This is a genomic window from Kitasatospora sp. NBC_01302 (genome assembly GCF_035976515.1).
Taxonomy (GTDB): Bacteria; Actinomycetota; Actinomycetes; order Streptomycetales; family Streptomycetaceae; genus Kitasatospora.
In genome coordinates, this window is sequence record NZ_CP108404.1 from 7,649,293 (window position 1) to 7,674,390 (window position 25,098).

The following is a 25,098-nucleotide window of genomic DNA, read 5'->3' on the forward strand; positions in this document are numbered from 1 at the left end:
CCCGGCAGAAGCCGATCGAAAACAACTCGGCGCTGATCGAAAATCAACTGTGCCGAGGCCTCCGTGCTGGCACGATGCCCCGATGGACCAGATCCTCCGCACCGCGAGCGCCCTGCTGGGCCGTCAGCTGACCGACCCGGTGGACCTGGGCGGCAGCCGCCGCAGCACCGTCCTGCGCTGCCGCACGGATGCGGGCGGCACGGTGATCGTCAAGGCCTTCACCGCCGAGCCCGAGTCGCACCGGGCCTTCACCGCCGAGGCGGCCGGGCTCGCCCTCGGCCTGGGTGGGCCCGAACTGCTCGCAGTGGACCGGGAGTTCCCGCTGCTGGTGATGGCGGACCTGGGCACCGCGCCGACCCTGGCCGACCTGCTGCTCGGCAGCGACCCGAAGGCCGCCGAGCGCGGACTGCTGGCGTGGGCGCGCGGCCTGGGCCGGCTGGCCGCCGCCGGCACCACCCGGCGCGCGGAGTTCGAGCGGCTGTGGGCGCGCTACGACCAGGGCCTGCCGTCCTGGACGCACGAGCCGTGGATCGCGCAGAATGCTGCCGACCTGCCCGCCGTGCTCGCGGCGGCCGGTGTCGAGCCCGCCCCGGGGCTCGCGGCTGAGCTGGCCCGGATCGGCACGGCCGGTGGTGAGCGCTACCCCGGCTTCACACCCGGTGACACCTGCCCGGACAACAACCTGCTGACCGACGGGGGGCTGCGGTTGATCGACTTCGAGTCGGCCTGCTTCCAGTCGGTCTTCCTGACCGCCGCCTACTGCCGGATGCCCTTCGCCACCTGCTGGTGCGTCTTCGAGCCGCCGGCGGCGCTGGCGGACGAGGTCGAGCGCACCTTCCGCGCCGAGGTGGTGGCGAGCTGGCCCGAGCTGGCCGAGGACGCGTGCTGGGAGCAGGGCATGACCGAGGCGGTCGCGGTGTGGACGGTGGACCTGACGGTCGGCCTGCTGCCGCGCGCCCTGCCCGAGGACGCTCCGATGCACCGCACCCGGCGCCCGGTGCCCACCCGGCGCCAGCTGCTGGGCCACCGCTGGGCGAAGGCGGCGGCGCTGCCCGGACTGCCGGCGCTGAGCGGGACGATGGAGCGGCTCCTGACGACCGTGGCGTCGGGCTGGAGCGCTCCCACGCTGCCCGGCTACCCCGCCTTCGAAGCCCTCAGCCCAGGTGGCCGCGGAGGAAGCTGAGGGTGCGGCGCCAGGCGACCTTGGCCTGCAGGGGGTCGTAGGTGCCCAGCAGGTTCTCGTCGTTCATGAAGGCGTGGCCGGCCGGGTAGAAGTGGATCTCGGGGCGGCGGTCGGTGGCCTCGCCGATCAGGATGGCGGCCTCGTCGACCGCCTCGGTGGGCAGTCCCTTGTCGTACTCGGCGAAGTGGCCCAGGACGTGGGCGGTCAGGCCCCGGTAGTCGTAGCCCTGCTCGCGTGGCAGGCCGTAGAACGGGACCACGGCGGCCACCTTGTCACCCTCCTGCGCGGCCAGGCGCAGCGCGAAGCCGCCGCCCATGCAGAAGCCGACCACGGCGACCGCGTCGCCGACCAGGGCGGGGTGTTCGAGCAGGAAGTCGACGGCGCCGCGCAGGTCCTGCGCGGCGCGCTCGGCCGGGAGGGCGGCGAGCAGCTCGGCGGCCTCGGCGCGGTCGTGGGTGGTGGCGCCGCCGTACAGGTCAGGGGCCAGCGCCAGGAAGCCCTCGGCGGCGAACCGGTCGACCATCGAGGTCATGTGGGTGGTCAGCCCCCACCACTCCTGGACCACCAGCAGCCCGGGCCCGCGCCCGGCGGGTGGCAGCGCGAGGTAGCCGTGCGCCTGGTCCCCGTTGCTGGGGAAGGTGACGTTCTGCGCTCCAGAGGTGGGGTCGGCCATCGGGCATCTCCTGGTGAGCCGCGGACCGGGCCGGGCGGCCCGCGGGGATGATGGTATGCGGGCCGGGAGCCGAGCGGCAGTCAGTTCCCGGCCCATGATCGGCGTGTCGCGCGCCACCGGTGGGGCGTCAGCCCATCTCCTCCAGCGTCTTTCCGCGGGTCTCCTTGATGCAGAAGGCCACGAACGGGATGGAGAGCAGCGCGAAGCAGGCGTAGATCACGTAGGTGGCCGACAGGTTCCAGTCCGCCAGGTCGGGGAAGCTGACGGTGATCGCCCAGTTGGCGATCCACTGGGCCGAGGCGGCCACCGAGAGGGCCAGCGCGCGGATCCTGTTCGGGAACATCTCGCCGAGCAGCACCCAGACCACCACGCCCCAGGAGAAGGCGAAGCAGAGCACGAAGACGTGGGCGGCGACCAGTGCCACGGTGCCCTGCGCGCTCGGCAGGGTGGCGCTGGTGCCGGTGCCGTGGCGGTAGGAGAAGGCCCAGGCGGCGGTGCCCAGCGAGGCCGCCATGCCGATCGAGCCGGCCAGCGCCAGCGGCTTGCGGCCGATCCGGTCCACCAGCAGCATCGCGATCACCGTGCCGATGACGTTGACGATCGAGGTGGAGAGGCTGATCAGCAGCGAGTTGCTCTCGTTGATCCCGACAGACTGCCAGAGCAGCGAGGAGTAGTAGAAGATCACGTTGATGCCGACGAACTGCTGGAAGACCGAGGCACCGATGCCCACCCAGACGATCGGCAGCAGGCCGAGGCGCCCGCCGGTCAGGTCCGTGAGCCGGGGCTTGTGCTCGCTGCGCAGCACCGCGCGGATCTCCGCCGTCCGCTGGTCCAGGTCCGCCCCGGGCCCCTCGACCTCGCGCAGCACCTGACGGGCCTTCTCCTCCCGCCCGGTGGCGATCAGGTGACGCGGCGACTCGGGGATGCTGAGCGCCATCAGCCCGTAGACCAGCGCCGGCACCGTCTCCACGCCGAGCATCCACTGCCAGGCCTGGATCCCGGCCAGGTGGCCGGTGGACTCCCCGCCGGCCGCCGAGTTGAGCGCGTAGTTGGCCAGTTGGGAGATGGTGATGCCGAGCACGATCGCCATCTGCTGGAAGGAGGCCAGCCGGCCCCGGTAGGCCGGGGGCGCCACCTCGGCGATGTAGGTGGGCGCGATCACCGAGGCGAGGCCGATCGCGATGCCGCCCAGCACCCGCCAGGTGGCCAGCACCTGGATGCTCGGCGGGAACATCGAGCCGACGCCGCTGACCGCGAAGAGCACGGCGGCCAGCACCATGGTCCGCACCCGGCCGAAGTGGTCGGCCAGCCAGCCGGCCGCGACCGCGCCGGCTGCCGAGCCGAGCAGGGCGATGGCCACCACGAAGGCGGTCTCGCCGCTGCCCACCCGGAAGTGCTTCTGGATGCCGGTGACCGCGCCGTTGATGACCGCGCTGTCGTAGCCGAACAGGAAGCCGCCCATGGCGGCCGCCGCCGAGATGAAGACGACATGGCCCAGCGGGGCGAGCTCGGGGGAGGGGTGGGCCGAGGCGGTCCTGGACAGGGCGGGCTCCCGGGGGTGGGCGGAGGCGATCCGTTCCATCAGATCAGCTGAGCGCCCGTCTGCCCCGCAACGAGCCCGGTATGTCAGCCCTACGGCGGTCCGAGCGGGCAGCCGCCCCGCTGCGCGTTGCGCCGCAGCAGCTGCGCCCGGGCCCCTGCGTCCCCGGGGCCGGCGCGCTCGGCGAGCCGCTCGGCCATCGCCGCCTGCTGCTCGGCCGGCACCTTGTCGTCGTACTTGAACTTCGCCCGCACCTGGCGCACCGTCAGCCGCAGCGCGCGGATGCCCGACAGCTGCGGCCCGTAGGGCTCGGCGCCCGGGACCACCCGGACCTGCGGGGTCTCCGGCTGGAAGTGCGCCAGCTGCTGGTTGAGGATCGCGGCCTTGCCCGCCGCGTCGTCCACCGGCTCGGCCAGGCAGTCGAACTGCACCGAGGCGTAGTAGCTGGTGGGCACCTGACTGGGCCGCCAGTAGCCGGGCACGAAGGCGTAGTCGTCGGTCACCGCGAGGGTCACCTGCGGGTCGGCCTCGATCGCCGCGAAGAGCGGGTTGGGCTTGCCCAGGTGCAGCACGATCTCGCCCCGGTCGGCGTCCAGCACGAAGTGGGTGGGCACCAGCACCGGGCCGCTCCCGCCCGTGCCGTTGGCCGCCAGCACGCCGAAGTCGCGCCCGGCCAGCCACTGGCGCCACTCGGCCGGCTCGCCCCGGTCCCAGGAGCGGATCAGCACGGCGCACCGGGCGGCTGGAAGTCGCGCAGGTAGCCGGGCAGTTCGGGCTCGGTGCCCGGGAGCGGCACGGGCGTGCCGTAGACGGTGCTGACGGGCACGACGCCCGACCAGTACGGCAGGTCCATGTCCTCCGGATCGTCGTGGGCGCCGTCCGCGCGGCTCTTGGCCGAGACCTCGTCGAGCACCAGGCGGATCACCGCCGTCTTGGCCAGCTCCTTGGGGTTGGCGGGCCGGCAGTCCTTGGAGCGCCCCGGGATCGCGTGGTCGACCAGCGCGTCCAGCGCCAGCGTCAGCTCCTCGGGGTCGGTGACCTGCTCGGCGATGCCGTGGGCGACCACCGAGCGGAAGTTCACGGAGTGGTTGAAGGCGGACTTGGTCAGCACCAGGGCGTCCAGCTGGGTGACCGTGACGCAGACCGGCAGCCCGCCCTCGCCGCCGGCGGCGCGCAGCGGGCGGCTGCCGGTGGAGCCGTGGATGTAGAGCCGGTCGTCCACCCGGGCGAAGATCGTGGGCAGCACGACCGGACCGCCGGCCGCGACGAAGCCCAGGTGGCAGACCCAGGCGGTGTCCAGCACGGCGTGGATCTCGGCCCGCTCCCAGCTGGCCCGGTCCTTGTAGCGGGTGGGTGTGGTCCGCGTGGTGCGCGCGTAGGAGGTGCCCGTCTCCTCGCCCTGCTCCTCGCTCCGATCGGTCCGCCGCGCCTGCGGGTCCGACATGACAGCCCCCTATGTACTAGTGCATAATTGTCTTTGTGCTAGGAGACTATCGGATTCAAGGACGACGCGCCACGGAGATCGCGGCCGACGTCGAGCGCGCGGTCGGCTCCGGCGAGCTGGAGCCGGGCCAGGGGCTGCCCCCGCTGCGCGAGCTGGCCGAGGAACTGGGCGTCAACCCCAACACGGTGGCCGCGGCCTACCGCCTGCTGCGCGACCGCGGGGTGATCGAGACCGCCGGGCGTCGGGGCAGCCGGATCCGCCCCCGCCCGGTCACCAGCTACCGCGACCAGGTGCGGGTGGACGTCCCGTCCGGCACCCGGAACCTGACGGCCGGCAACCCCGACCCGCGCCTGCTGCCCGACCTCGGCCCGGCGCTCGCGGTGGCCGCCGCCGCGGCCGAGCGGGCCCCGGTGCTCTACGGCCACCCCGCCGCCGATCCCGACCTGGTCGAGCTCGCCACGGCGGGCTTCCTGGCCGACGGGGTGCCCGGAGCCGCCTTCGCGGTCACCGCGGGTGCGCTGGACGCGATCGACCGGGTGCTCGCCGCCTGCCTGCGGCCCGGCGACCTGGTCGCGGTGGAGGACCCGGGCTGGGGCAGCCTGCTCGACCTGCTGCCCGCCCACGGCCTGCGCACCCTGCCGGTCGCCCTGGACGACCAGGGCCCGCTGCCCGAGTCGGTGGCCGCGGCGCTCGCGGCCGGTGCCCGCGCGCTGGTCGTCACCAGCCGGGCGCAGAACCCGACCGGGGCCGCCGTCAGCACCGCCCGCGCCGCCGCGCTGCGCGCGGTGCTCGCCGGGCACCCCGAGGTGCTGCTGCTGGAGGACGACCACGGGCACGGCATCACCGACCTGCCCTTTGCCACCCTGGTCTGCGGGCCGGACCGGCGGCCGATCTGCTCGCGCTGGGTGGTGGTCCGCTCCGCCGCCAAGGCGTTCGGCCCGGACCTGCGGCTGGCCGTGCTGATGGGGGACCAGGACACCGTCGGACGGCTGCTGGGCCGCCAGCGGCTGGACACCGGCTGGGTCAGCCACCTGCTCCAGCGCGCGGTGGCCGAGCTGTGGCGCACCCACGGCGCGGGGCCGGCCGGCGTCGCGCAGGCGTACGGCGAGCGCCGCCAGGCGCTGCTCGCGGCGCTGGCCGGGCACGGCATCGCCGCGCACGGCGCCAGCGGGATCAACGTCTGGGTCGCGGTGCCGGAGGAGACCGCGGTCGTGGTCGGCCTGCTGCAGCGGAACTGGGCGGTCACGCCCGGGGCGGCGTTCCGGGTGCAGTCGCCGCCCGGGATCCGGATCACCGTCGCCCGGCTGGATCCGGCCGAGGCGCCGCGGCTGGCCGCCGATCTCGCGGCGGTCCTGGGCCGCACGGAGGCGGGTGCCCGGCAGATCTGAACAGCGGGCGCACCTGGGCCGCGGAGTCTGAACTCGCGGGTAACACGTCGGAAAAGATGGTGCAGCTACCTAGCGGTAACCGGCGCGGGCATGCCAGATTCCTCACGCCACCGGCCGGCGGCCCACCCTCACCCGCAGCGGCGCCCGACCCCACCTCGGGCAGCCGCCGTACGCAGGAGTTCCGCCGTGCCCGAAAGCTGGACCAGAACCACGCGCACCCGCAGGGCCACCCGGCCGCTGGCCGCCCTGCTCGCCCTCCCGCTCACCGCCACCGGCCTGCTCACGCTGGCCGCCCCGGCGCACGCCGTCGCCGGCCCCACCGCCGTGGTCACGCTCGGCGACAGCTACATCTCCGGGGAGGCCGGCCGCTGGATGGGCAACAGCGACGCCACCTCCGGCGGCTACGACGGCACCGACCGGGCCTGGAACGGCAGCACCGCCGACCCGAGCACGGTCTACGGCTCGACCTACGCCAGCGGGTGCGACCGCTCCGACGTGGCCGAGGCCGACAGCGCCGCCGGGATCGCCCAGCAGAGCATCAACCTGGCCTGCTCGGGCGCCACCAGCGCCAACGTCCTGCGGGCCGCGGACGGCGGCCAGAGCCTCAAGGGCGAGGCCCCGCAGGCCGACCAGCTGGCCACCGTGGCCGCCCGCAACGACGTCAAGCTGATCACGCTGTCGATCGGCGGCAACGACCTCGGCTTCTCGGACGTCATCAGCACCTGCGCCGAGGACTACCTGATCTGGGACTCGACCTGCGCGGACAGCCAGCAGTCCGCGATCGAGGCGAAGATGCCCGCCGCGATGGCCGGGGTCGGCAAGGCGATCGACGACATCCGCGCGGTGATGACCGGTGACGGCTACGCCGCCGGCTCCTACCGGATCGTGCTGCAGTCCTACCCCTCGCCGATCCCGCGCGCAGCCGAGAACCGCTACTCGGAGAGCGGCTGGTCCCGCGCCTCCACCGGTGGCTGCCCGTTCTGGAACGCCGACTCGGACTGGGCCAGGGACACCATGGTTCCCGAGGTCTCCGACCAGCTGGCGGCGGTGGCCGCCGCCAAGGGCGTGCAGTTCCTGGACCTGCGCGACCTGCTCCAGGGCCGTGAGGTGTGCTCCACCGCCACCCAGCAGGCCACCGCGGACAGCCCGCCCTCGGCGACCACCAGCGAGTGGGCCCGCTTCGTCGACTCCGGCCTCACCAGTGCCAGCCAGGGCACCACCCAGGAGTCGATGCACCCCGACTACTACGCCCAGCTCGCGCTCGGCCGCTGCCTGTCGCTGCTCTGGGCGCAGGGGAGCGGCAATGCCGCCTGCCGCAACACGCCGGGCCAGGACGCCTCGGGGATGTACCTGACCGGCTCCTGAGCCCTCGCGCGCAGCACGCAGCACGCCGCCGCCGGCCCGGGGAGGGCCGGCGGCGGCGTCCGGGTGCGGCGCGTCAGTGCTTGGCGTGCAGCGCCTGGGTGTGCTCGCGGATCTGTTCCTTGCTCAGATAGGCGTCGGTGTACTCGAAGTCGCGCAACGTGGCGGGCCGGCGGGAGAGGAAGCCCAGCCGCACGAAGTCGTCCCCGGCGGTGGCGTTCAGCAGCCAGCTGGCGCCCACCCGGAACTTCGCCACGTTGGTCCGCATCGCCATCAGGTGGTAGCCGCGGGCCACCAGTTGGGCCGGCACGCCGGTCATCTCCACCCCGAGCGGCTTGGAGACCGCGTCCTTGCCGCCCAGGTCGACCACCAGGCCCAGGTCCTTGTGGTAGTAGGGCTCCAGGGGCTGGTTGCGCAGCGCGGCGACCAGGTTGTCGGCGGCCCGGCGGCCCTGGCGGGCCGAGTGCTGGGCGGTGGGCGGGCAGACCGCGCCGTCGCCCTTGGCCAGGTCGGGCACCGCCGCCGCGTCGCCGAGCGCGAAGACGCCCTCGAACTGCGGCACCCGCAGCTCGGCGGTCACCGCGATCCGTCCGCGCACCGTCTCCGCGTCCAGCGTGCCGATCAGCGGACTGGCGGCCACCCCGGCGGTCCAGATCAGGGTGCGCGAGGGGATCACCCGGCCGTCGGTGAAGGTCACGGTGGTGTCGCCGACCTCGGCCACCGAGACCCCGAGCGAGACCTCGACGCCGCGCTCGCGCAGCACCTTCATCGCCCGGTTGCCCAGGTGCTCGCCCAGTTCGGGCATCAGCTTGGGCGCGATGTCGATCAGGTGCCACTTGATCAGCTGCGGGTCCAGCCGCGGGTAGCGGTTCAGCGCCGCGGTGGTCAGCCGCTGCAGGCAGGCGGCGGTCTCGGTGCCGGCGTAGCCGCCGCCGACCACCACGAACTGCAGCCGGGAGGCGCGCTCCTCCTGGTCCAGGGTGGCCGCGGCCAGGTCGAGCTGGGAGATCACGTGGTCGCGCACGTAGGCGGCCTCGGCGAGGGTCTTCATGCCGCGCGCGTGGTCGGTCAGGCCCGGGATGTCGAAGGTGCGGGTGACGCTGCCGGGGGCCAGCACCAGGTAGTCGTAGGGCTCGGTGATCACCTCGTCGGTGATCTTCCGGATGATGCAGACCTTGGCCTGCGGGTCCACCCCGATGGCGCCGCCCGGGATGATGTCGGTGCGGTGCAGCGAGCGGCGCAGCGAGACCGCGACCGACGACGGGGTGAGCACGCCGGCGGCCACGTGCGGCAGCAGGGGCAGGTAGAGCTGATAGCTGAACGGTGCGACGAGGGTGATCCGGGCCTCCGTCGCGGCGAGCTTGCGCTCCAGCCGACGGGCGCACTCCAGTCCGGCGAAGCCGCCGCCCACCACCAGGATCCGAGGACGTTCCATCTGACTTCCTTCGCTAGGCCCCTTCGGGGCGAAGGTTCCGGTGGGGCCCGGGTGACGGGGCGCCACATCCTGGCCACCCTCGCACGGCCCATGGGGGCGCGCCACCGCAACCGGTCGGATGGGTAGGGTTGGCGCGTGCTTCGTGAGGTGACGGCGGTCCGCTATGTGACGCCACTGCGAGAAGGCGGCTCGATGCCGGGCCTGGTGGAGGCCGACGACCACCGGCTGTACGCGCTGAAGTGGAGTGGCGCGGCACAGGGGCGCAAGGCGCTGGTGGCCGAGGTGCTGGCCGGTGAGCTGGCGCGCGGGCTCGGGCTGCCGGTGCCGGAGCTGGTCCGGGTCGACCTCGACCCGGTGCTCGCCCGCAGCGAGCCGGAGCAGCAGATCCAGGAGCAGATGCGGGCCAGCGGCGGGGTGAACGTGGGCCTGGCCTTCGTCAGCGGTGCGCTGAACTTCGACCCGCTCTGCTTCGAGGTGGACGCGGACCAGGCCGCCCGGGTGCTCTGGTTCGACGCGCTGATCGGCAACGTCGACCGGTCCTGGCGCAACCCGAACCTGCTGGTGGCCCAGGGGCGGCTGCACCTGATCGACCACGGCGCCAGCCTGATCTTCCACCACCACTGGCCCGGCGCGGCCGGCTGGACCCGGCGCCCGTACGACGCCGGCGACCACGCGCTGCGCCGGTTCTGCACCGGCCCGGGCGCACTGGCGGCGGCGGACGGTGCGCTCGCCGCCGCGGCCACCCCCGAGCTGCTGGCCCGCGCGGTGGCGGCGGTCCCGGTGGAGTTCCTGCTCGACGAGCCCGGCTTCGCGGACCCGGAGGCCGTCCGGGCCGCCTACATCGCCCAGTTGTCGGCGCGGCTGGCCGGGCCGCGCGACTGGTTGCCCGTGCTGACGGAGGTGAGTGCCTGATGGACCGCCATGACGTGGCGTATCACGACTACGAGTACGCGGTGGTCCGCGCCGTGCCCCGGGTGGAGCGCGGCGAGTGCGTCAACCTCGGGGTGCTCCTCTACTGCCGCGGTCAGGAGCGGCTGCTGGCCCGTACCCTGCTGCCCGAGGCGAAGCTGCTGGCGCTGGATCCGGCGGTCGACCTGGCCGGGCTGGCGCGGGCACTGCGCGGGATCGAGGGCGTCTGCGCCGGTGGTCCGGCGGCGGGGCCGGCGGCCGGGGACACCCCCGGGCAGCGGTTCCGCTGGCTCACCGCGCCGCGCAGCGCCGTCGTCCAGCCCGGCCCGGTGCACACCGGTCTGACCGGCGACGCGGAGCAGGAGCTGGCACGGCTGTTCGAGCAGCTGGTCGCGTGAGCGGGTCCGCCGGCGGGGGCGGCGCGTCGCTTGAGCAACTCAAAGCTCAAGCGAATGAAACTTTTATGCCTCCTGTGATCTCATAGTGCCCATGACGACCGCCGCATCACCTGTCACCACCGCCGCCCTGATGGAGGCGGTGGCAGCCGTGAGCGCCGCCTACTTCCAGGACTTCGCCGGCGCGGCGGGCCGGCACGGGCTCAGCTCCTCCCAGGCCAAGGCGCTCGGCGTGGTGCTGGAGCCGGTGCCGATGCGCGCCCTGGCCGGCCGCCTGGGCTGCGACGCCTCCAACGTCACCGGGATCGTGGACCGCCTGGAGTCGCTGGGCCTGGCCCGCCGCGAGGCGGCCGCCACCGACCGCCGGGTGAAGATCGTGACCATCACCGAGGCGGGTCGCGAGACCCTGCTCAAGATCCGCGCCGACATGACCCGGGCGCACCGTGCGCTGGACTCGCTCAGCGCCGAGCAGCGGGCCGGGCTGCTGGGCATGTGCGAGCAGCTGCTGCCGCTGCTGGCGAGCTGAGCGCCCCGACGGCTGCCGGGCGCCGGGCGGTCGCACCCGCTGCCGCCGCCCCGTCGTCCGGCCGCGCTGACCTCCACTGTTAGGCTTGCGAAGCGTGAGCGCCAAGCCCCAGATCCCCAATGTCCTGGCCGCCCGGTACGCTTCGGCGACCTTGGCCCAGCTGTGGTCCCCCGAGCACAAGGTGGTCCTCGAACGCCACCTGTGGCTCGCCGTCCTCAAGGCCCAGCGGGATCTGGGCATCGATGTGCCCGAGACCGCCGTCGCCGACTACGAGCGGGTCGTCGACAACGTCGATCTGGCCTCGATCGCCGCCCGCGAGCGGGTCACCCGGCATGACGTGAAGGCCCGGATCGAGGAGTTCAGCGAGCTCGCGGGCCACGAGCAGATCCACAAGGGGATGACCTCCCGGGACCTGACCGAGAACGTCGAGCAGCTGCAGATCCGTCAGTCGCTGGAGCACGTGCGCGACCGCGTGGTCGCCGTGCTGGTCCGCCTGGGCCGCCTCGCCGCCCAGCACTCCGAGCTGGTGATCGCCGGCCGCTCGCACAACGTGGCGGCCCAGGCCACCACGCTCGGCAAGCGGTTCGCCACCGTGGCCGACGAGGTGCTGGTCGCCTTCGTCCGGCTGGAGGAGCTGATCGCCCGCTACCCGCTGCGCGGGATCAAGGGCCCGGTCGGCACCGCGCAGGACATGCTCGACCTGTTGGGCGGCGACGAGGCCAAGCTGGCCGAGCTGGAGCTGCGGGTGGCCGGCCACCTCGGCTTCGACAACGTGCTGACCAGCGTCGGCCAGGTCTACCCGCGCTCGCTGGACTTCGAGGTGCTCAGCGCGCTGGTCCAGCTGGCCGCCGGCCCCTCCAGCCTGGCCAAGACGATCCGTCTGATGGCCGGGCACGAGCTGGTGACCGAGGGCTTCAAGGAGGGCCAGGTCGGCTCCTCGGCGATGCCGCACAAGATGAACACCCGCTCCTGCGAGCGGGTCAACGGCCTGGCCGTGATCCTGCGCGGCTACGCCTCGATGACCGCCGAGCTCGGCGGCGACCAGTGGAACGAGGGCGACGTCTCCTGCTCGGTGGTGCGCCGGGTGGCCCTGCCGGACGCGTTCTTCGCCTTCGACGGCCTGCTGGAGACCTTCCTGACGGTGCTGGACGAGTTCGGCGCCTTCCCGGCCGTGATCGAGGCCGAGCTGGACCGCTACCTGCCGTTCCTGGCCACCACCAAGGTGCTGATGGGCGCGGTGCGCGCGGGCGTGGGCCGCGAGGTCGGCCACGAGGTGATCAAGGAGCACGCGGTCGCCTCCGCCCTGGCGATGCGGGCCGGTGCGCGGGAGAACGAGCTGCTCGACCGGCTCGCCGCCGACGAGCGGATCCCGCTGGACCGGGCCGCGCTGGACGCACTGCTGGCCGACCGGCTCTCCTTCACCGGCGCCGCCGGGGCCCAGGTGGCCGAGATGGTGCGCCGGATCGAGGTCGTGGCCGACCGCTACCCGGCCGCCGCCAAGTACGCGCCCGGCGACATCCTGTAGGCAGCCGTCAGCCGGTGGACCCGGGGCACTCGTGGCCCGGGTCCACCGGCGGGGCCGTGGTGGAGCAGTACCAGGTGCTGTCCGGCTCGGTCGTGACCTCCGGCGCGGCCGGGGTGCGCCCCGGCACGGTGGCCAGCGCCAGCAGGCCCGCGCCCGCGAGCAGGCCGGCGCAGATCAGCACGGCGGTGCGGAACGCCGAGTCCACCGCCTCCGGCACCTGGTACTCGTCCCCGCTCAGGCCGGTCAGCAGGGGCAGCGCCGCCACCGCCAGCAGGCCCGCGGCCCGCGCCGCCGCGTTGTTCACCCCACTGGCGATACCGGCCCTGCGCACCTCCACCGCCGCCAGCACCGTCGAGGTCAGCGGCGCCACCAGCAGGGTCAGCCCGGTCCCGAAGACCACGGCGGCCGGCAGCACGTCCGTCCAGTACGAGGCGTGCCGGCCGATCCGCAGCATCAGCAGCACGCCGCCCGCGCTGATCAGCGGCCCCAGGGTCAGCGGCACCCGGGGTCCGATCCGGCCCGCCAGCCGGCCCGCCCGGGCGGAGAAGAGCAGCATCAGCAGCGTGACCGGCGCGAAGGCCACCCCGGAGACCAGCGGCGTGAAGCCGGACACCGTCTGCAGCTGGACCTGCAGGAAGAAGAACACCCCGCTCAGTGCGCCGTAGACCGCGAGGGTCAGCACGTTGATCACGCTGAACAGCCGTGATTCGAACAGCTCCAGCGGCAGCATCGGCCGCGGACTGCGCCGCTCGACGACCACGAAGGCGACGCCCAGCAGCACACCGGCGCAGGCCGCCAGCCAGACCGCCGGCGTCACCGCGCCCGCCGCCGCCGTCAGTGCGTAGGTGACCCCGCCCAGGGCGAGTGCGGCGAGCACCGCGCCGGGCACGTCGAAGCGGCCGGAGGCCTGCTCGTCGCGGCTCTCCGGCACGTGGCGCAGGGTCAGCACGGCCACCACGACGGCGATCGGCAGGTTGATCACGAAGATCCAGCGCCAGCCCGGGCCGCTCACCAGCCAGCCGCCGAGGAAGGGGCCCACCGCGGTGGCCACTCCGCCCAGGCCCGACCAGGCGCCGACCGCCGCCGAGCGGTCGTCCGGGTGGAAGGTGGCCTGCAGCAGCGCGAGCGAACCGGGCGTCAGCAGCGCGCCGCCGATCCCCTGCAGCGCGCGGGCGGCGATCAGCACGTCGACGTCGGGGGCCACCGCGCACAGCCCGGAGGCGCCGGCGAACCAGCAGACGCCGATCACGAAGACCCGTCGGCGCCCGTAGCGGTCGCCGAGCGCCCCGCCGAGCAGGATCAGGCCGGCCAGCGTCAGCAGGTAGGCGTTGACCGTCCACTGCAGCGCGGCCAGGTTCGCGCCGAGGTCGCGGCCGATGGTCGGCAGCGCCACGTTCACCACGGTGCCGTCCAGCATCGCCATGCCCGAGCCGAGCGCCGCAGCCAGCACCACCCAGCGGCCCTGGCGGGTGTTCAGCCGCAGCCCGCCGTCCTGAGGTGTCGTCGTCACTCCTCGATCCTGCCGTACCGGCCGCCCGGCGGCCTCCCGGTGGCGGTGCCTCAGCTGCCGGGAAAGGCTGGCAGACGATGACCGAACGACCGCACCCGCACGTCGACCCGGTGGAGGCGATCGCCGCCACCGGGCTCGGCTGCTTCGAGTGGGACCCCGACACCGGCCGCTTCACCCTGGACGAGGGCGGCCTTGCCGTCTTCGACCTGCGGCCCGAGGAGTACAGCGGCATGGTGGCCGGCCTGTCCCGGCGGATCCCGGTGGAGGAGGTGCTGCGGCTGGTCACCCTGGTGCAGGAGATCCGTACCGGGCGCACCGACTCGTACAGCAGCTACTTCCGGGTCCGCCACCGCGACGGTTCGGTGCACTGGGCCCACACCCAGGGGCAGGCGATCCGCGATCCGGGCCTGCGGGTGGTGGGGGTGGTCCGCGACGCCACCCAGGAGCTGGCCCACTCGGCGCTGCGCCTGATGGCCGAGGACGACCGCCAGCGCCAGGAGGAGGCGTTGCGCGAGGTGGCCCGGGCGCTCGGCGAGGCCTTCAGCGTGGAGGACGTGGTGACCGTGCTGACGGGGGACCAGAGCATGCGCCGGCTCGGCGCGCAGGGGATCACCCTCGGCGTGGTGGACCAGGGCCGGATCAGGCTGGTCGGCGCGGTGGGCGGGGTGAACGTGCGGCTGCGCGAGCTGCACCGGGCCCGGCTGACCGAGCCCCGGCCGCTCAACGACGTGGTGCGCACCGGAGAGGCCGCCTTCTTCACCTCGCGCGACGCCTTCGTGCGCCGCTACCCGGACCTGGCCGACCAGCTGACCGACAGCCTGGCCACCGCCGCCGCGTTCCTGCCGCTGACCGCCCAGGGTCGCCCGATCGGCGCACTCGCCCTGGTCTACGAGGGCAAGCGCAGCTTCAGCAGCCAGGACCGGACCCTGCTCACCACGCTGGCCAGCGCGATCGCGCAGTCGCTGCAACGGGCCATGCTGGTCGACCAGTCCCGGGAGATCGCCGCCGGTCTGCAGAACGCGATGCTGCCGCGCCGCCTGCCGGTGCTGGTCGGCGGCGCGCTGACGGTGCGCTACCGCACCGCGCGCGAGGGCATCTGGATCGGCGGGGACTGGTACGACGCGGTGGCGCTGGCCGAGGACGTGGTCGGGGTGGCGATCGGCGACGTGCAGGGCCACGACACCGAGGCGGCCGCGATCATGGGGCAGCTGCGGATCGCGATGACCGCCTACGCCGCCGAGGGGCACAGCAGCGGCGCCGTGCTGGCGCGGGCCTCGTCGTTCCTCGCGGAGCTGCACGCCGACCGGTTCGCCACCTGCCTGTACGCCCAGGTCGCGCTCGCCACCGGCTGGGTGCGGGCGGCCAACGCGGGGCACCTGCCGCCGCTGGTGCGGCACGCCGACGGCACGGTGACCCGGATCGAGGTGGCCACCGGGCTGCCGCTGGGCCTGCCCGTCGACTGGGCCCCGGCCGGCTACCCGCACACCGACTTCCGGCTCGCCCCCGGCGACACCATGGTGCTCTACACCGACGGCCTGGTCGAGCGGCCCGGCGAGGACCTGGAGGTCGGACTGGCCCGGCTGGCCCAGGTGTTCGGGAGCGGACCGGCGGCGCTGCCCGCGCTCGCCGACCACGTGCGCGACACCCTCGGCGAGCGGCTGGACGCCGAGGACGACGCCGCGCTGCTGCTCCTGCACCGCGCGGCGTCCTCGGACGTACGGGAACCGTCAAGGAGCGGACCCGCGGCGTAGGGCGCGCGTCAAGGGGCGGTGCCCGAGCGGGGTCCTGGGGCTCCAATGGATGGGGAGCCGGGTCCCGGGTGCGCCGAATGCGGTCGGCGCACAGGGCCGGCCCGCGGAGAGGAAGCGGTCGCCATGGTTGACCAGGGACGGGTCATCGTCGGGGTCAGCGGCTCGGTGAGCTCGCTGGCGGCCGTCCATCGCGCGGCCTGGGAGGCCGTGCACCGGGATGCGGAACTGGTGCCGGTGGCCGCCTGGCTGCCCACGGACGACCCGCTGCGCCCGCTGTCCGAGATCGAGCACGCGGCGCGGCGCCGACTGGACGTGATCTTCGAGCAGGCCTTCGGCGGCTACCCCGCCGGGCTGCTGCTGCGGCCACGGGTGGTGCGGGCGGAGGCCGGCGCGGCGCTGGTGGCGGCGGCCGACCGGCCGGACGACCTGCTGGTGGTGGGAGCGGGCCGCCCGGGCCGGGTGGCCCGGCTGCGGCACGGCTCGGTGGCCCGGCACTGCCACGCGCACGCGCACTGCGCGGTGCTGGTGGTGCCCGCGAGCGACCTGCTGGCCGGTCCGGAGCACGCGGTGCACGGATCGCGCCTGCCCTGGTCCTGGCCCGCGCCGGTGCGGCTGGGCTGAGACCGGGGCCCGCAGCGGGCCGCACGCCGCCGCGCCAGGCCGCACGCCACCGCGCCGGGTCGCTGACGGCTGGTCAGCGGCCCGGCGCGGCTTGGTGGCCCGGCGTGGTTCGCGGCCGGCTGCCGCGGGCGGCGGTCAGCCGACCGGCAGCGGCTCGCGATCGGCTGCGGCCTCGCTCGCCTCGACCGGCTCGGCCGTGGCCGGCCTGCGGTTCGGCAGCGCGAACATCAGCAGGAAGACCGCCAGCAGGCAGCCGACCAGCCACCAGAGCGAGTGGCTGAAGGCCTGGGTGAAGACGGCGCCCACCGTCCGCCCGGGCGCCGATCCGTCCACCACGCCGAAGAAGGCCACCGAGACCAGGCCCAGCCCGAGCGCGTTGCCCAGCTGCTGGGTGGTGTTGACCAGGCCGGAGGCGGAGCCGGCGTGCTCGCGCGGCACGTCGGCGAGCACGGCGTCGGTCAGCGGCGCGACGATCAGCCCCATCCCCAGGCCCATCACCACCAGCGGCAGCGCCATCTGCCACGAGTGGATCGCCGTGCCGTAGCGGTGCGCCTCCCAGAGGTAGAGCAGCACGCCGCCGGCCATCACCAGGGCGCCGGTCTGCAGCACCTTGCGGCCGAAGCGCGGCACCAGCTGCTGGACCGAGATCCCGGCCGCCGCCGAGACCGCGATCGAGAACGGGATCCCGGTGGTGCCGGCCCGCAGCGGGCTCCAGCCGAGGCCGATCTGCATCCACAGCGTCCAGACCAGGAAGAAGATGCCGCAGGTCACCCCGAAGACCAGCTGCACCCCGATGCCGCCGGCGAAGCTGCGCACCTTGAAGAGCGACAGCTCGACCAGCGGCGAGCCGTCCTTGCGGGCCTTGAACCGCTCGTAGCGGACGAACAGCGCCAGCATCGGCAGGCTCAGGCCCATCGAGACGAAGCCCCACAGCGGCCAGCCGGACTCCCGGCCCTGGGTGAGCGGGTAGAGCAGCATCAGCAGGCCGAGGGCGGCCAGCGCCATGCCCACCAGGTCCAGGCGCAGGCTCTGGGCCGAGCGCGACTCGTCGATGAAGCGCCGGCCCAGCAGCAGACCGGCCACGCCCACCGGCAGGTTGATCAGGAAGATCGGGCGCCATTCGAGCCCGCCCAGGTTCCACTCGGTCAGCAGTGCGCCGAGCAGCGGGCCGCTGACCGCACCCAGGCCCACCATCGCGCCGAACATCCCGAAGACCTTGCCGCGCTCGTGGGCCGGGAAGCTGGTGTGGATGATCGACAGCACCTGGGGCACCATCAGCGCGGCGGTCGCGCCCTGCAGGATCCGGGTGGCCACCAGCATCCCGGGGTCGACGGCCAGGCCGCAGAGCGCGGAGGCGAGGGTGAAGCCGCCGATGCCGATCAGGAAGACCCGCTTGCGGCCGTAGATGTCGCCCAGGCGCCCACCGGTGATCAGGCCCACCGCGAAGGCCAGCGCGTACCCCGCGGTCACCCACTGGATCGCGCTGAACGAGGCGCCCAGGTGCTCCTGGATGCTCGGGATCGCGACGTTGACGATGGTCACGTCGACCAGGTCCATGAACGAGGCCATCATCACGATCGCCAGCGCGATCCAGCGCCGCCGATCGTGGACGGCCGACAACTGGTCGGCTGCGGTCGGGGGTGTGCCGGTCATCAGGTGGGTGCCTTCCTGGCGGGTGGGGGGTCGACGGGAAGGACGGTAGACGCCATCTAGGCCAGTTCCTGTCCCAGATGACTGGCATCGTTGGGGGCATGACCGACACACCAGCCCGCCTGCTCAAGCTGCTCTCCCTGCTGCAGACCCCGCGCGAGTGGCCGGGCAGCGAACTGGCCGAACGGCTCGGGGTCAGCGCGCGCACCGTGCGGCGCGACGTGGAGCGGCTGCGCGAGCTGGGCTACCCGGTCCAGGCCAGCCTCGGCGCCGTCGGCGGCTACCGGCTGGCCGCCGGCAAGGCGATGCCGCCGCTGCTGCTGGACGACGAGGAGGCGGTGGCCATCGCGGTCGGGCTGCGGACGGCGGCCGGCAGCGCGATCAGCGGGATAGAGGAGGCCTCGGTGCGGGCGCTGGCCAAGCTGGTCCAGGTGCTCCCCACCCGGCTGCGGCACCGGGTCACCGCGCTCAACGCGGCCACCGTCCCGCTGCCCGGTGGCGGCCCGGCGATCGACCCCGAGCTGCTCGCGGCGCTGGCCGGCGCGGTGGCGGGGCCGCAGCGGCTGCGCTTCGCCTACCGCGCCGCGGACGGCGCCGAGAGCCGGCGCCAGGTGGAGCCGCACCGCCTGGTCGCCACGGGGCACCGCTGGTACCTGGTCGCCTTCGACAACGACCGCGACGACTGGCGGATCTTCCGGGTCGACCGGATCACGGCGGCACAGCCGACCGGGGTGCGGTGCCCGCCGCGCGAGCTGCCCGCGCCGGACGCGGCGGCGTACGTGGCGGGCAAGCTGCGCGAGCGGGCCCGGACCTACCGGGCGGTGGTGGTGCTGCCGCTGTCGGCGGCCGAGGTGGCGCGCCGGCTCGGCGGGGCGCCGGTCGAGCTGGAGGAGCTGGACGAACGGCGCTGCCGGCTGCGCTCCGGCGCGGACACGCTGGAGTGGCTGGCCTTCCGGCTGCTCACCCTCGGCTGCGACTTCGAGGTGGAGGAGCCGGCCGAGCTCGTCAGCCATTTGCGCGAGCTCGGCGGCCGGATCACCCGCGCCACCGGACCGGCCATCGGACCGGCCACCGGGCCGGTCGCCGGGCCCGGGGAAGGGCCGGAGGGAGGTGAAATCCATCGTCCGGGCGTGGCGCGCTGCCCGGCGGGGTCGGACGGTGGCCGCTAGAGTCCCGGCCAGGGCCTGTCCGAGGGAGCAATCAGGGTGAAGTACGACAAAGTGGTCACCGGCGGGCCGTGCTGGGTGGAGCTGGGCACGGCCGACCCGGAGGGCGCCAAGGAGTTCTACCGCGAGCTCTTCGACTGGCGCGCCGAGACCGACCCGCGGCCGGAGGCCGGCGGCTACACCATGCTGCTGCGCGGCGAGCAGCCGGTGGCCGCACTCAGCCCGCTCTACGCTCCCGGGCAGCCCACCGCCTGGGGCGTCTCGTTCGCGGTGCCCGACACCGACGCCGCCGTGGCGGCGGTGAGCAGGGCGGGCGGGCGGCTGGTGGTGGAGCCGGTGGACGTCTTCGACGCGGGCCGCTTCGCGGTGGCCGCCGACCCCACCGGCGCGGTCTTCGCGCTCTGGCAGGCGCGGGCCTTCCCCGGGGCGGCGGTGATCAACGAGGCGGTCTCGCTCGGCTGGGTCGAGCTGCACACCCGCGACGTGCCGGCGGCCACCGCCTTCTACCGCGAGGTCTTCGGCTGGAGCCTCAACGCCGGTACGGGCTACAGCCAGTGGGGGATCGACGGGGCGGACTTCGGCGGCATGGCGGCGCTGGGCGAGGAGTTTCCGCCCGAGGTCCCCTCGCACTGGCTGCCCTACTTCGCGGTGGCGGAGGTGGACGCCACGGTGCGGCGGGCCGAGGAGCTCGGCGGCCGGGCCCTGATGGGGCCGATGGACCTGGCGGGCGGGCGGCGGATCGCCGTGCTGGGCGACCGTCAGGGCGCCGCCTTCGGCCTCTGTCCGGCCGGCACCGACTGATGGTCCGCCCACCGCGGTCGCATGGATCCGCCCCGTCCTGACCCTTGCCGTCGGGGCCCTTGGCTGAGTTATCGTCAGATTGTCAGTGCGGCACGGGAGGGGAGGGATGACCGTGCGGCGCAACCCTGGAACCCACCCCCAGCCGGACCGGCGCGAGCCGCCGAACCGGCGGGTCCCGTCCGGACAGCGCATGCCCAACGCGACCTGGCAGCACCTGCGTTGCGCGCTGGGCGGTGACCTCGGCCCGCTCTGTCGCCCGCTGGACCGCGCCCGCAGCCGGGCGCTGCTGCTCCTCGTCCTCGGCCTGCTGGCCGCGCTGCTGCTCGGCGCCCTGCCGGCCGTCCGCGGCGTGCTCGCCGCCGATGCCCGGGCCGCCGACCGCACCGCCCGCCTGCACCGGATCGCGGCGGTGGTGACCGGTTCGGTGCGCCCCGACGCCACCTCGCCCGGCCACCGCTTCAAGGGCGGTGACGGGGTGGTCGTGACCTGGGACTATCCGGCCGGGTACGCCGTGACTGCCCGGATCGACCTGCCGCAGGCGGCCCTCCAGGGCGGCACGGTGCCGGTCTGGGTGACCGACGACGGCGCCCTCACCGACCCGCCGCCCTCCCGCCTGAGCCTGGCCCTGCTGGCGGTGGGCACGGGCACCGGTCTGTGGCTGCTGACGAGCGCGGCCGTGCTCGCCGCCTACGGGCTGCGCCGGCACGTGATCGAGCGCCGCAGCGGGCAGCGCTGGGCCAGCGGCTGGGCGGCGGTGGAGCCGCACTGGTCGGGACGGCTGGACGGTCACCCGGACAGCACCTCGCCCTGACGGTGGATCGCCCGGCCTGGACCGGTGAGCGGCCGGGGTCAGCCCAGCGGCGGCAGCTCGGCGCGGGCGTGGGTGCCCAGCCGGTCCAGCGCCGTCACCAGCCCGCTCGCCTCGTCGGCCGACAGGGCGCCGTGCATCAGCCGTTCGGCCTCGCGGGTGTGGGCCGCGGCGGCGGTCACCAGGGTCCGTTCGCCCTGGCGGGTCATGGTCACCAGCTGGACCCGCCGGTCGGCGGGGGAGGGCGACCTGGTGACCAGGCCGGCCTCCACCATGCGGTCGATCAGCCGGGTGGCGCCGCCGCTGGTGAGCACCAGGCCGCCGGAGAGGCGGCTCATCGGGGTGCCGTCGGGGTGGGCGGCCAGGATCAGCAGCACCTCGAACATCGAGTGGCTGATCCCCGCCGCGCGCTGGATCGCGCCGCCCAGCAGCCGTTCCATCAGTGCGGAGGTGTTGAAGAGCACGCCGATCGCCTGGATCCGCGGATCGGCGGCGACCTGCGCGGCGGTGCGGGGCTGCGGGGCGGTCTCCGGCACGGGTGGCACTCCCTGGGGTCCTGTCGGTCTGCTGGTCCGGTCGCTCTGTCACGGTCCGGCCGGCGGGCCGCCGCGGGCCGCGACGACCGGTGCCCCATCGTGGCCGGAGCGGGGCCGCTGGTCCAGTGGGTGGCCGGCGGCCCCGCCCCGGGGTCGTCCCGAGCGGCCTGTCTCAGTAGCCGACGGTGAAGCGCTCGCCCAGGTGCGCCGGCTGCTCGATCTCGTCGACCAGTGCGAAGGCGTAGTCCTCGGTGGAGATCCGGCTGGTGCCGTCCGCGCCGATCAGCAGGTCCTCCAGGCCGGTGCGGTAGGCGCCGGTCCGCTCGCCGGGCTCGATCGTCCCGGCCGGGCTGAAGCTGGTCCAGGTCACGTCGCTGACGGTGCGGTAGAAGTCCAGCGCGTCACCGTGCGCGTGCATGATCTGCAGCAGGAACTCCGGCAGCCCCTCCTTGTCCCAGACCTGCTTGCCGTCGGGGGTGCGCAGCGAGCCGGCGCCGCCGACCGCGATCAGCCGCGGCGCGCCGTCGCCCAGTGCCCGCAGGCCGGCCACCAGGGACTTGGCGGAGGGCTCGATGGTGGCCAGGTGGCCCGGGCCGTCCCCGCCGCCCACAGCGCTGACCAGCACGTCCTGGCCGGCGGCGACGGCGCTGACCGAGGCCGGGTCGAGCACGTCGCCCTGGGTGACGGTCAGCGACGGGTGCGTCTCGGTGATCTTGGCGGGGTCGCGGACCACGGCGGTGACCTGGTGGCCGCGGTTCAGTGCCTCGCGGACGATGCGGCTGCCGATGGTGCCGTTGGCGCCGAAGACGGTGATCTTGGACATGGTGGCTCTCCTTGCGGGGTTCGGTACGGCCTGTCGTCAGAGGGAACAGTACCTGACTAATCAGATATTTCCGGGGCGCCCGGATTCCTCAGACTTCTTCCGGAAGCAGCGCCCGCACCGCCTCGACCGTGTCCGCCTCGGCGGCCGGCTTGTCCTCGCGGTAGCGCAGCACCCGGGCGAAGCGCAGCGTGACCCCCTCGGGGTAGCGGGTCGAGCGCTGCACCCCGTCGAAGGCGATCTCCACCACCAGCTCGGGCCGCACCCGCACGCCCCAGGCCGGTCGCTCCACGGCGAGGCGGGCCAGCTGCTCGGTCTGCCAGTCGAGCAGCGCGTCGGTCAGTCCCTTGAAGGTCTTGCCGAGCATGGCGAAGGAACCGTCCGCCCGCCGTGCGCCCAGGTGCAGGTTGGACAGCCGCCCGGCCCGGCGCCCGTGCCCCCACTCGGCGGCCAGGACCACCAGGTCCAGCGTGTGCACCGGCTTCACCTTGAGCCAGGACGCCTGGCGCCGGCCCGCCGTGTACGGGGCGTCCAGCGCCTTGACCACCACGCCCTCCTGCCCGCCGGCCAGCGCCGCGGCGGCGAAGGCCTCGGCCGCCTGCCGGGTGGCCGGGTCCGCCGGGTCGGCCGCCACCAGTCGGCGCACCCGCAGCGGTTGCGGCACCAGACGGGCCAGCTCGGCGTGCCGCCGTTCGGCGGGCAGGTCCAGCAGGTCCCGGTCGTCCAGGGTCAGCAGGTCGAAGAAGGCGGGGGAGAGCGGCACCGACTCGGTGGCGCCGGCGACGTCCAGCCGGGAGCCGACCCGACCCGCGATCTGCTGGAACGGACGCGGCCGGCCACGGGCGTCCAGCGCGATCACCTCGCCGTCCAGCACCACGCGCGTCGCGGGCAGTGCGAGCACCGCGGCCACCACCTCGGGCAGCCGGTCGGTGATCTCCTCCAGCGTCCTGGTGTAGACGTGCACCGCCCGCCCGTCGCGGTGCACCTGGATCCGGATGCCGTCCAGCTTCTCCTCCACCGCGCACGGGCCCAGCCGCCCCAGCGCCTCGTCGACGCTCTTCGCGCTCTGCGCCAGCATCGGCAGCACCGGGCGGCCGACCGTCAGCCGGAACTCCGCCAGCGCCGCCGGGCCCTCGGTCAGCAGCCGCTCGGCCACCGCGCCCAGCGTGCCGCCGAGCATCACCGCCCGGCGCACCTGTTCGGCGGGTGCGCCGGCCGCCGCCGCGAGCGCCTCCACCGCCAGTGCGTCCAGGGCGCCCTGGCGCACCTCGCCGCCGATCAGCCGGATCAGGAACTCCTGCTCGGGCGCGGTGGCGGCGGCCAGCAGCCCGGCCAGCAGGCGGCGCCGCTCGGCCTGGGCGCCGGCGCCGCGCACGGCGGCGAGCCGGTCCAGTGCGGCGGACACCTGGCGGACCGTCAAGGTGGCGTCGGTGGCCGGGGGAACGGGCTCGGCGAGCAGCTTCCAGCCCACGCCGAGCCGGCCCTGCGGCAGGCGGCCGGCCAGGTAGGTGATCACGGTGGGGGCCTCGGCCGGTTCGCCGGCCCGGAACAGCTCGGCCAGCAGCGCGGTCTTGCGGGAACGGGCCGAGGTGGCGGCGACCTCCTGCGAGGTCCGGGCGAGGTCGGCCAGCAGCATGCCCTCATGCTCGCCCGCTGCCCCGGGCGGCGCTACTCCTGGCCGGCGACGGGAGCAGGCCGGCGTGGCGCGGGGGTGCGCGGGGACGAGGAGCAGACTGGAGGCATGTGCCGAAGCATCAAGACCCTCCGCCCGCCCGTCTCGCCCGAGGTCACCGAGGCCGACATCCACGCGGCGGCTCTGCAGTACGTCCGCAAGGTGTCCGGGTTCCGGGCGCCGGCCGCACACAACCGGGTGGTGTTCGACCAGGCCGTCGCGGACATCGCCGCGGCCACCGGTCAGCTGCTGGCCGGTCTGGAGGTGCGGGGCGCCGCGGCCCGGGCCCACTGAACCCGGGCCGACAGACGCATGCGCCCGTGTCACCGGCCGAGCAGGCCGGTGACACGGGCGCGGGTGGGTCAGCGCTGGGCGCTGCGGCGGCGGGCGAAGTACACCGCGCCGGCGCCGATCACCAGCAGCGCCGCGCCGCCGCCCGCGAAGGCGGTCAGCTGCGTGCCGTTGGTGCCGGTGAAGGCCAGGCCGGTGGGCGTGGCCGAGACCGGCTTGACCGACGGCGTGCCGACCGGCTCACCGGTGGCGTCGGCCGAGGCGGTGGGCGCCGGCGAGGACGGGCTCGCGACGGCGACCGCGGAGGCCGGGGCCGAGCTGGTGGGCTGCACCGTGGCCGAGGCGCTCGGCCTGGTGCTCGGGCCCGCCGGGGCCGAGGCACTGGGCGAGGCCGGGTGCGAGGCGCTGGGCGTGCCCGTGCCGGGGGCCGAGGCGCTCGGCGACGGCACACCGGCCGAGGGGCTCGGCGAGGTGGGCGCCGACGGCGAGGGCGACGGGACGCCGGGGACGCTCGCGCCGGCCGACGGGGTCGGGGCCGGGACGCTGGGCGACGGGGTGGGCGTCGGGGCCTGGCACGCCTTGCCGCCGTTCCAGGCGCTGATCAGGTCGCCGTTGTAGACGGCGGTCGGGTAGTGCGGCAGCGGGGCGCTGACCCCGTCGTGCTTGGCCGAACCGCTGTACAGGTCGATCTGGCCGTAGCACTGCGGCAGGTGGGCGCTGATGTCCAGCGTCGCCTGCGGCTTCGCGCTGGTCAGCGTCGTGGTCGCCCAGCCGAGGAAGGTCTGGGTGCCGGAGCTGGCCCAGGTGGGCCCCTGGGTGCTGTACGAGGCCAGCGAGACCTGGTACGAGCAGCCCTTGCTGGCGCCGTCGACCTTGACCTGGACGCTGCCGGTGGTGCCCGACAGGCCGCCGCTGGTGACCCAGTGCGTGCCGTCGGTCGAGTAGCTGAGACCGGCGTCGTCGCAGCGCGCGCCTTCGTGGGCCTGGGCGGGCCCGGCGGCGAGGAGGGGGGCGGTCACGGCTATGCCGAGCGCCGCCAGAGCCGGAAGAGTCCGGCGCAGAGGGTGGTGCACTGAGATTGCTCCCTGGGAA

24 protein-coding genes are annotated in these 25,098 nt (G+C 74.5%); 13 read left to right on the forward strand and 11 right to left on the reverse strand.

Annotation, left to right across the window (positions count from 1 at the left end):
* Positions 1–82: 82 nt before the first annotated feature.
* A complete protein-coding gene (locus OG294_RS33505) occupies positions 83–1,183 on the forward strand; it encodes a hypothetical protein (RefSeq protein WP_327070301.1) in 1,101 nt (366 codons plus the stop codon).
* On the opposite strand, the gene OG294_RS33510 is transcribed toward OG294_RS33505, so the two are convergent.
* The 4 genes from OG294_RS33510 to OG294_RS33525 all read right to left on the reverse strand — a co-directional run bounded on the left by OG294_RS33510 (position 1,155) and on the right by OG294_RS33525 (position 4,840).
* Positions 1,155–1,856, reverse strand: coding sequence for a dienelactone hydrolase family protein (locus OG294_RS33510; RefSeq protein ID WP_327070302.1), 702 nt, complete (start codon positions 1,854–1,856; stop codon positions 1,155–1,157). The two genes, OG294_RS33505 and OG294_RS33510, sit on opposite strands and share 29 nt — an antisense overlap.
* Before the next feature lie 127 nt (positions 1,857–1,983).
* Entirely contained in the window at positions 1,984–3,438 is a 1,455-nt protein-coding gene (locus OG294_RS33515) for a sugar porter family MFS transporter (protein WP_442789275.1), read from the reverse strand.
* Between the two features lie 50 nt (positions 3,439–3,488).
* Entirely contained in the window at positions 3,489–4,124 is a 636-nt protein-coding gene (locus OG294_RS33520; protein ID WP_327070303.1) for an FMN-binding negative transcriptional regulator, read from the reverse strand.
* Positions 4,118–4,840, reverse strand: coding sequence for a pyridoxamine 5'-phosphate oxidase family protein (locus OG294_RS33525; RefSeq protein ID WP_327070304.1), 723 nt, complete (start codon positions 4,838–4,840; stop codon positions 4,118–4,120). The genes OG294_RS33520 and OG294_RS33525 overlap by 7 nt, the downstream gene beginning before the upstream one ends.
* Before the next feature lie 35 nt (positions 4,841–4,875).
* Here OG294_RS33525 and OG294_RS33530 point away from each other — a divergent pair, with 35 nt between their 5' ends.
* Entirely contained in the window at positions 4,876–6,228 is a 1,353-nt protein-coding gene (locus tag OG294_RS33530) for an aminotransferase class I/II-fold pyridoxal phosphate-dependent enzyme (protein WP_327070305.1), read from the forward strand.
* Positions 6,229–6,414: 186 nt separating this feature from the next.
* Entirely contained in the window at positions 6,415–7,593 is a 1,179-nt protein-coding gene (locus OG294_RS33535) for a GDSL-type esterase/lipase family protein (RefSeq protein WP_327070306.1), read from the forward strand.
* A 73-nt stretch (positions 7,594–7,666) separates the two neighbouring features.
* Here the strand turns inward: OG294_RS33535 and OG294_RS33540 are convergent, their stop codons facing one another.
* Positions 7,667–9,025: an NAD(P)/FAD-dependent oxidoreductase gene (locus tag OG294_RS33540; protein WP_327070307.1), complete on the reverse strand. Its 1,359-nt coding sequence runs from the start codon at positions 9,023–9,025 to the stop codon at positions 7,667–7,669.
* A gap of 135 nt (positions 9,026–9,160) precedes the next feature.
* Here OG294_RS33540 and OG294_RS33545 point away from each other — a divergent pair, with 135 nt between their 5' ends.
* The 4 genes from OG294_RS33545 (at position 9,161) to purB (ending at position 12,380) form a co-directional block, all read left to right on the forward strand.
* Entirely contained in the window at positions 9,161–9,937 is a 777-nt protein-coding gene (locus tag OG294_RS33545) for a HipA family kinase (RefSeq protein WP_327070308.1), read from the forward strand.
* Positions 9,937–10,332 carry a DUF3037 domain-containing protein gene (locus OG294_RS33550; RefSeq protein WP_327070309.1) on the forward strand — a complete coding sequence of 132 codons (396 nt, stop codon included), beginning with the start codon at positions 9,937–9,939 and terminating at the stop codon, positions 10,330–10,332. The genes OG294_RS33545 and OG294_RS33550 overlap by 1 nt, the downstream gene beginning before the upstream one ends.
* A gap of 91 nt (positions 10,333–10,423) precedes the next feature.
* Positions 10,424–10,855, forward strand: coding sequence for a MarR family winged helix-turn-helix transcriptional regulator (locus tag OG294_RS33555; protein ID WP_327070310.1), 432 nt, complete (start codon positions 10,424–10,426; stop codon positions 10,853–10,855).
* A gap of 94 nt (positions 10,856–10,949) precedes the next feature.
* Positions 10,950–12,380, forward strand: coding sequence for an adenylosuccinate lyase (purB, locus tag OG294_RS33560; RefSeq protein ID WP_327070311.1), 1,431 nt, complete (start codon positions 10,950–10,952; stop codon positions 12,378–12,380).
* A gap of 7 nt (positions 12,381–12,387) precedes the next feature.
* On the opposite strand, the gene OG294_RS33565 is transcribed toward purB, so the two are convergent.
* Positions 12,388–13,890, reverse strand: a complete 1,503-nt coding sequence (locus tag OG294_RS33565; protein WP_327070312.1) for an MFS transporter — start codon at positions 13,888–13,890, stop codon at positions 12,388–12,390.
* A gap of 77 nt (positions 13,891–13,967) precedes the next feature.
* On the opposite strand from OG294_RS33565, the gene OG294_RS33570 reads away from it, so the two are divergent.
* Positions 13,968–15,641 carry a SpoIIE family protein phosphatase gene (locus tag OG294_RS33570; protein ID WP_327070313.1) on the forward strand — a complete coding sequence of 558 codons (1,674 nt, stop codon included), beginning with the start codon at positions 13,968–13,970 and terminating at the stop codon, positions 15,639–15,641.
* Positions 15,642–15,764: 123 nt separating this feature from the next.
* Positions 15,765–16,262: a universal stress protein gene (locus OG294_RS33575; RefSeq protein ID WP_327070314.1), complete on the forward strand. Its 498-nt coding sequence runs from the start codon at positions 15,765–15,767 to the stop codon at positions 16,260–16,262.
* Positions 16,263–16,397: 135 nt separating this feature from the next.
* On the opposite strand, the gene OG294_RS33580 is transcribed toward OG294_RS33575, so the two are convergent.
* Positions 16,398–17,915, reverse strand: coding sequence for an MFS transporter (locus OG294_RS33580; protein ID WP_327070315.1), 1,518 nt, complete (start codon positions 17,913–17,915; stop codon positions 16,398–16,400).
* A gap of 98 nt (positions 17,916–18,013) precedes the next feature.
* Here OG294_RS33580 and OG294_RS33585 point away from each other — a divergent pair, with 98 nt between their 5' ends.
* The 3 genes from OG294_RS33585 (at position 18,014) to OG294_RS33595 (ending at position 20,690) form a co-directional block, all read left to right on the forward strand.
* Complete coding sequence (locus tag OG294_RS33585; RefSeq protein ID WP_327070316.1) at positions 18,014–19,081, forward strand: helix-turn-helix transcriptional regulator; 1,068 nt, start codon at positions 18,014–18,016, stop codon at positions 19,079–19,081.
* A 36-nt stretch (positions 19,082–19,117) separates the two neighbouring features.
* Complete coding sequence (locus OG294_RS33590) at positions 19,118–19,879, forward strand: VOC family protein (RefSeq protein ID WP_327070317.1); 762 nt, start codon at positions 19,118–19,120, stop codon at positions 19,877–19,879.
* 190 nt (positions 19,880–20,069) lie between these two features.
* On the forward strand, positions 20,070–20,690 hold the full coding sequence (locus tag OG294_RS33595) for an Rv1733c family protein (protein ID WP_327070318.1): 621 nt from the start codon (positions 20,070–20,072) through the stop codon (positions 20,688–20,690).
* 38 nt (positions 20,691–20,728) lie between these two features.
* On the opposite strand, the gene OG294_RS33600 is transcribed toward OG294_RS33595, so the two are convergent.
* The 3 genes from OG294_RS33600 to OG294_RS33610 form a co-directional block, all read right to left on the reverse strand.
* Positions 20,729–21,223 (reverse strand): MarR family winged helix-turn-helix transcriptional regulator, encoded by a 495-nt coding sequence (locus OG294_RS33600; protein ID WP_327070319.1) that lies wholly within the window; start codon positions 21,221–21,223, stop codon positions 20,729–20,731.
* Positions 21,224–21,395: 172 nt separating this feature from the next.
* Positions 21,396–22,046 (reverse strand): NAD(P)-dependent oxidoreductase, encoded by a 651-nt coding sequence (locus OG294_RS33605; protein ID WP_327070320.1) that lies wholly within the window; start codon positions 22,044–22,046, stop codon positions 21,396–21,398.
* An 88-nt stretch (positions 22,047–22,134) separates the two neighbouring features.
* Complete coding sequence (locus tag OG294_RS33610; RefSeq protein WP_327070321.1) at positions 22,135–23,679, reverse strand: ATP-dependent DNA ligase; 1,545 nt, start codon at positions 23,677–23,679, stop codon at positions 22,135–22,137.
* Positions 23,680–23,784: 105 nt separating this feature from the next.
* Between OG294_RS33610 and OG294_RS33615 the strand changes: the two genes are divergently transcribed.
* Positions 23,785–24,009: a DUF2277 domain-containing protein gene (locus tag OG294_RS33615; protein ID WP_327070322.1), complete on the forward strand. Its 225-nt coding sequence runs from the start codon at positions 23,785–23,787 to the stop codon at positions 24,007–24,009.
* A gap of 68 nt (positions 24,010–24,077) precedes the next feature.
* Here the strand turns inward: OG294_RS33615 and OG294_RS33620 are convergent, their stop codons facing one another.
* Entirely contained in the window at positions 24,078–25,025 is a 948-nt protein-coding gene (locus OG294_RS33620; protein WP_327070323.1) for a hypothetical protein, read from the reverse strand.
* Between the last annotated feature and the right edge of the window lie 73 nt (positions 25,026–25,098).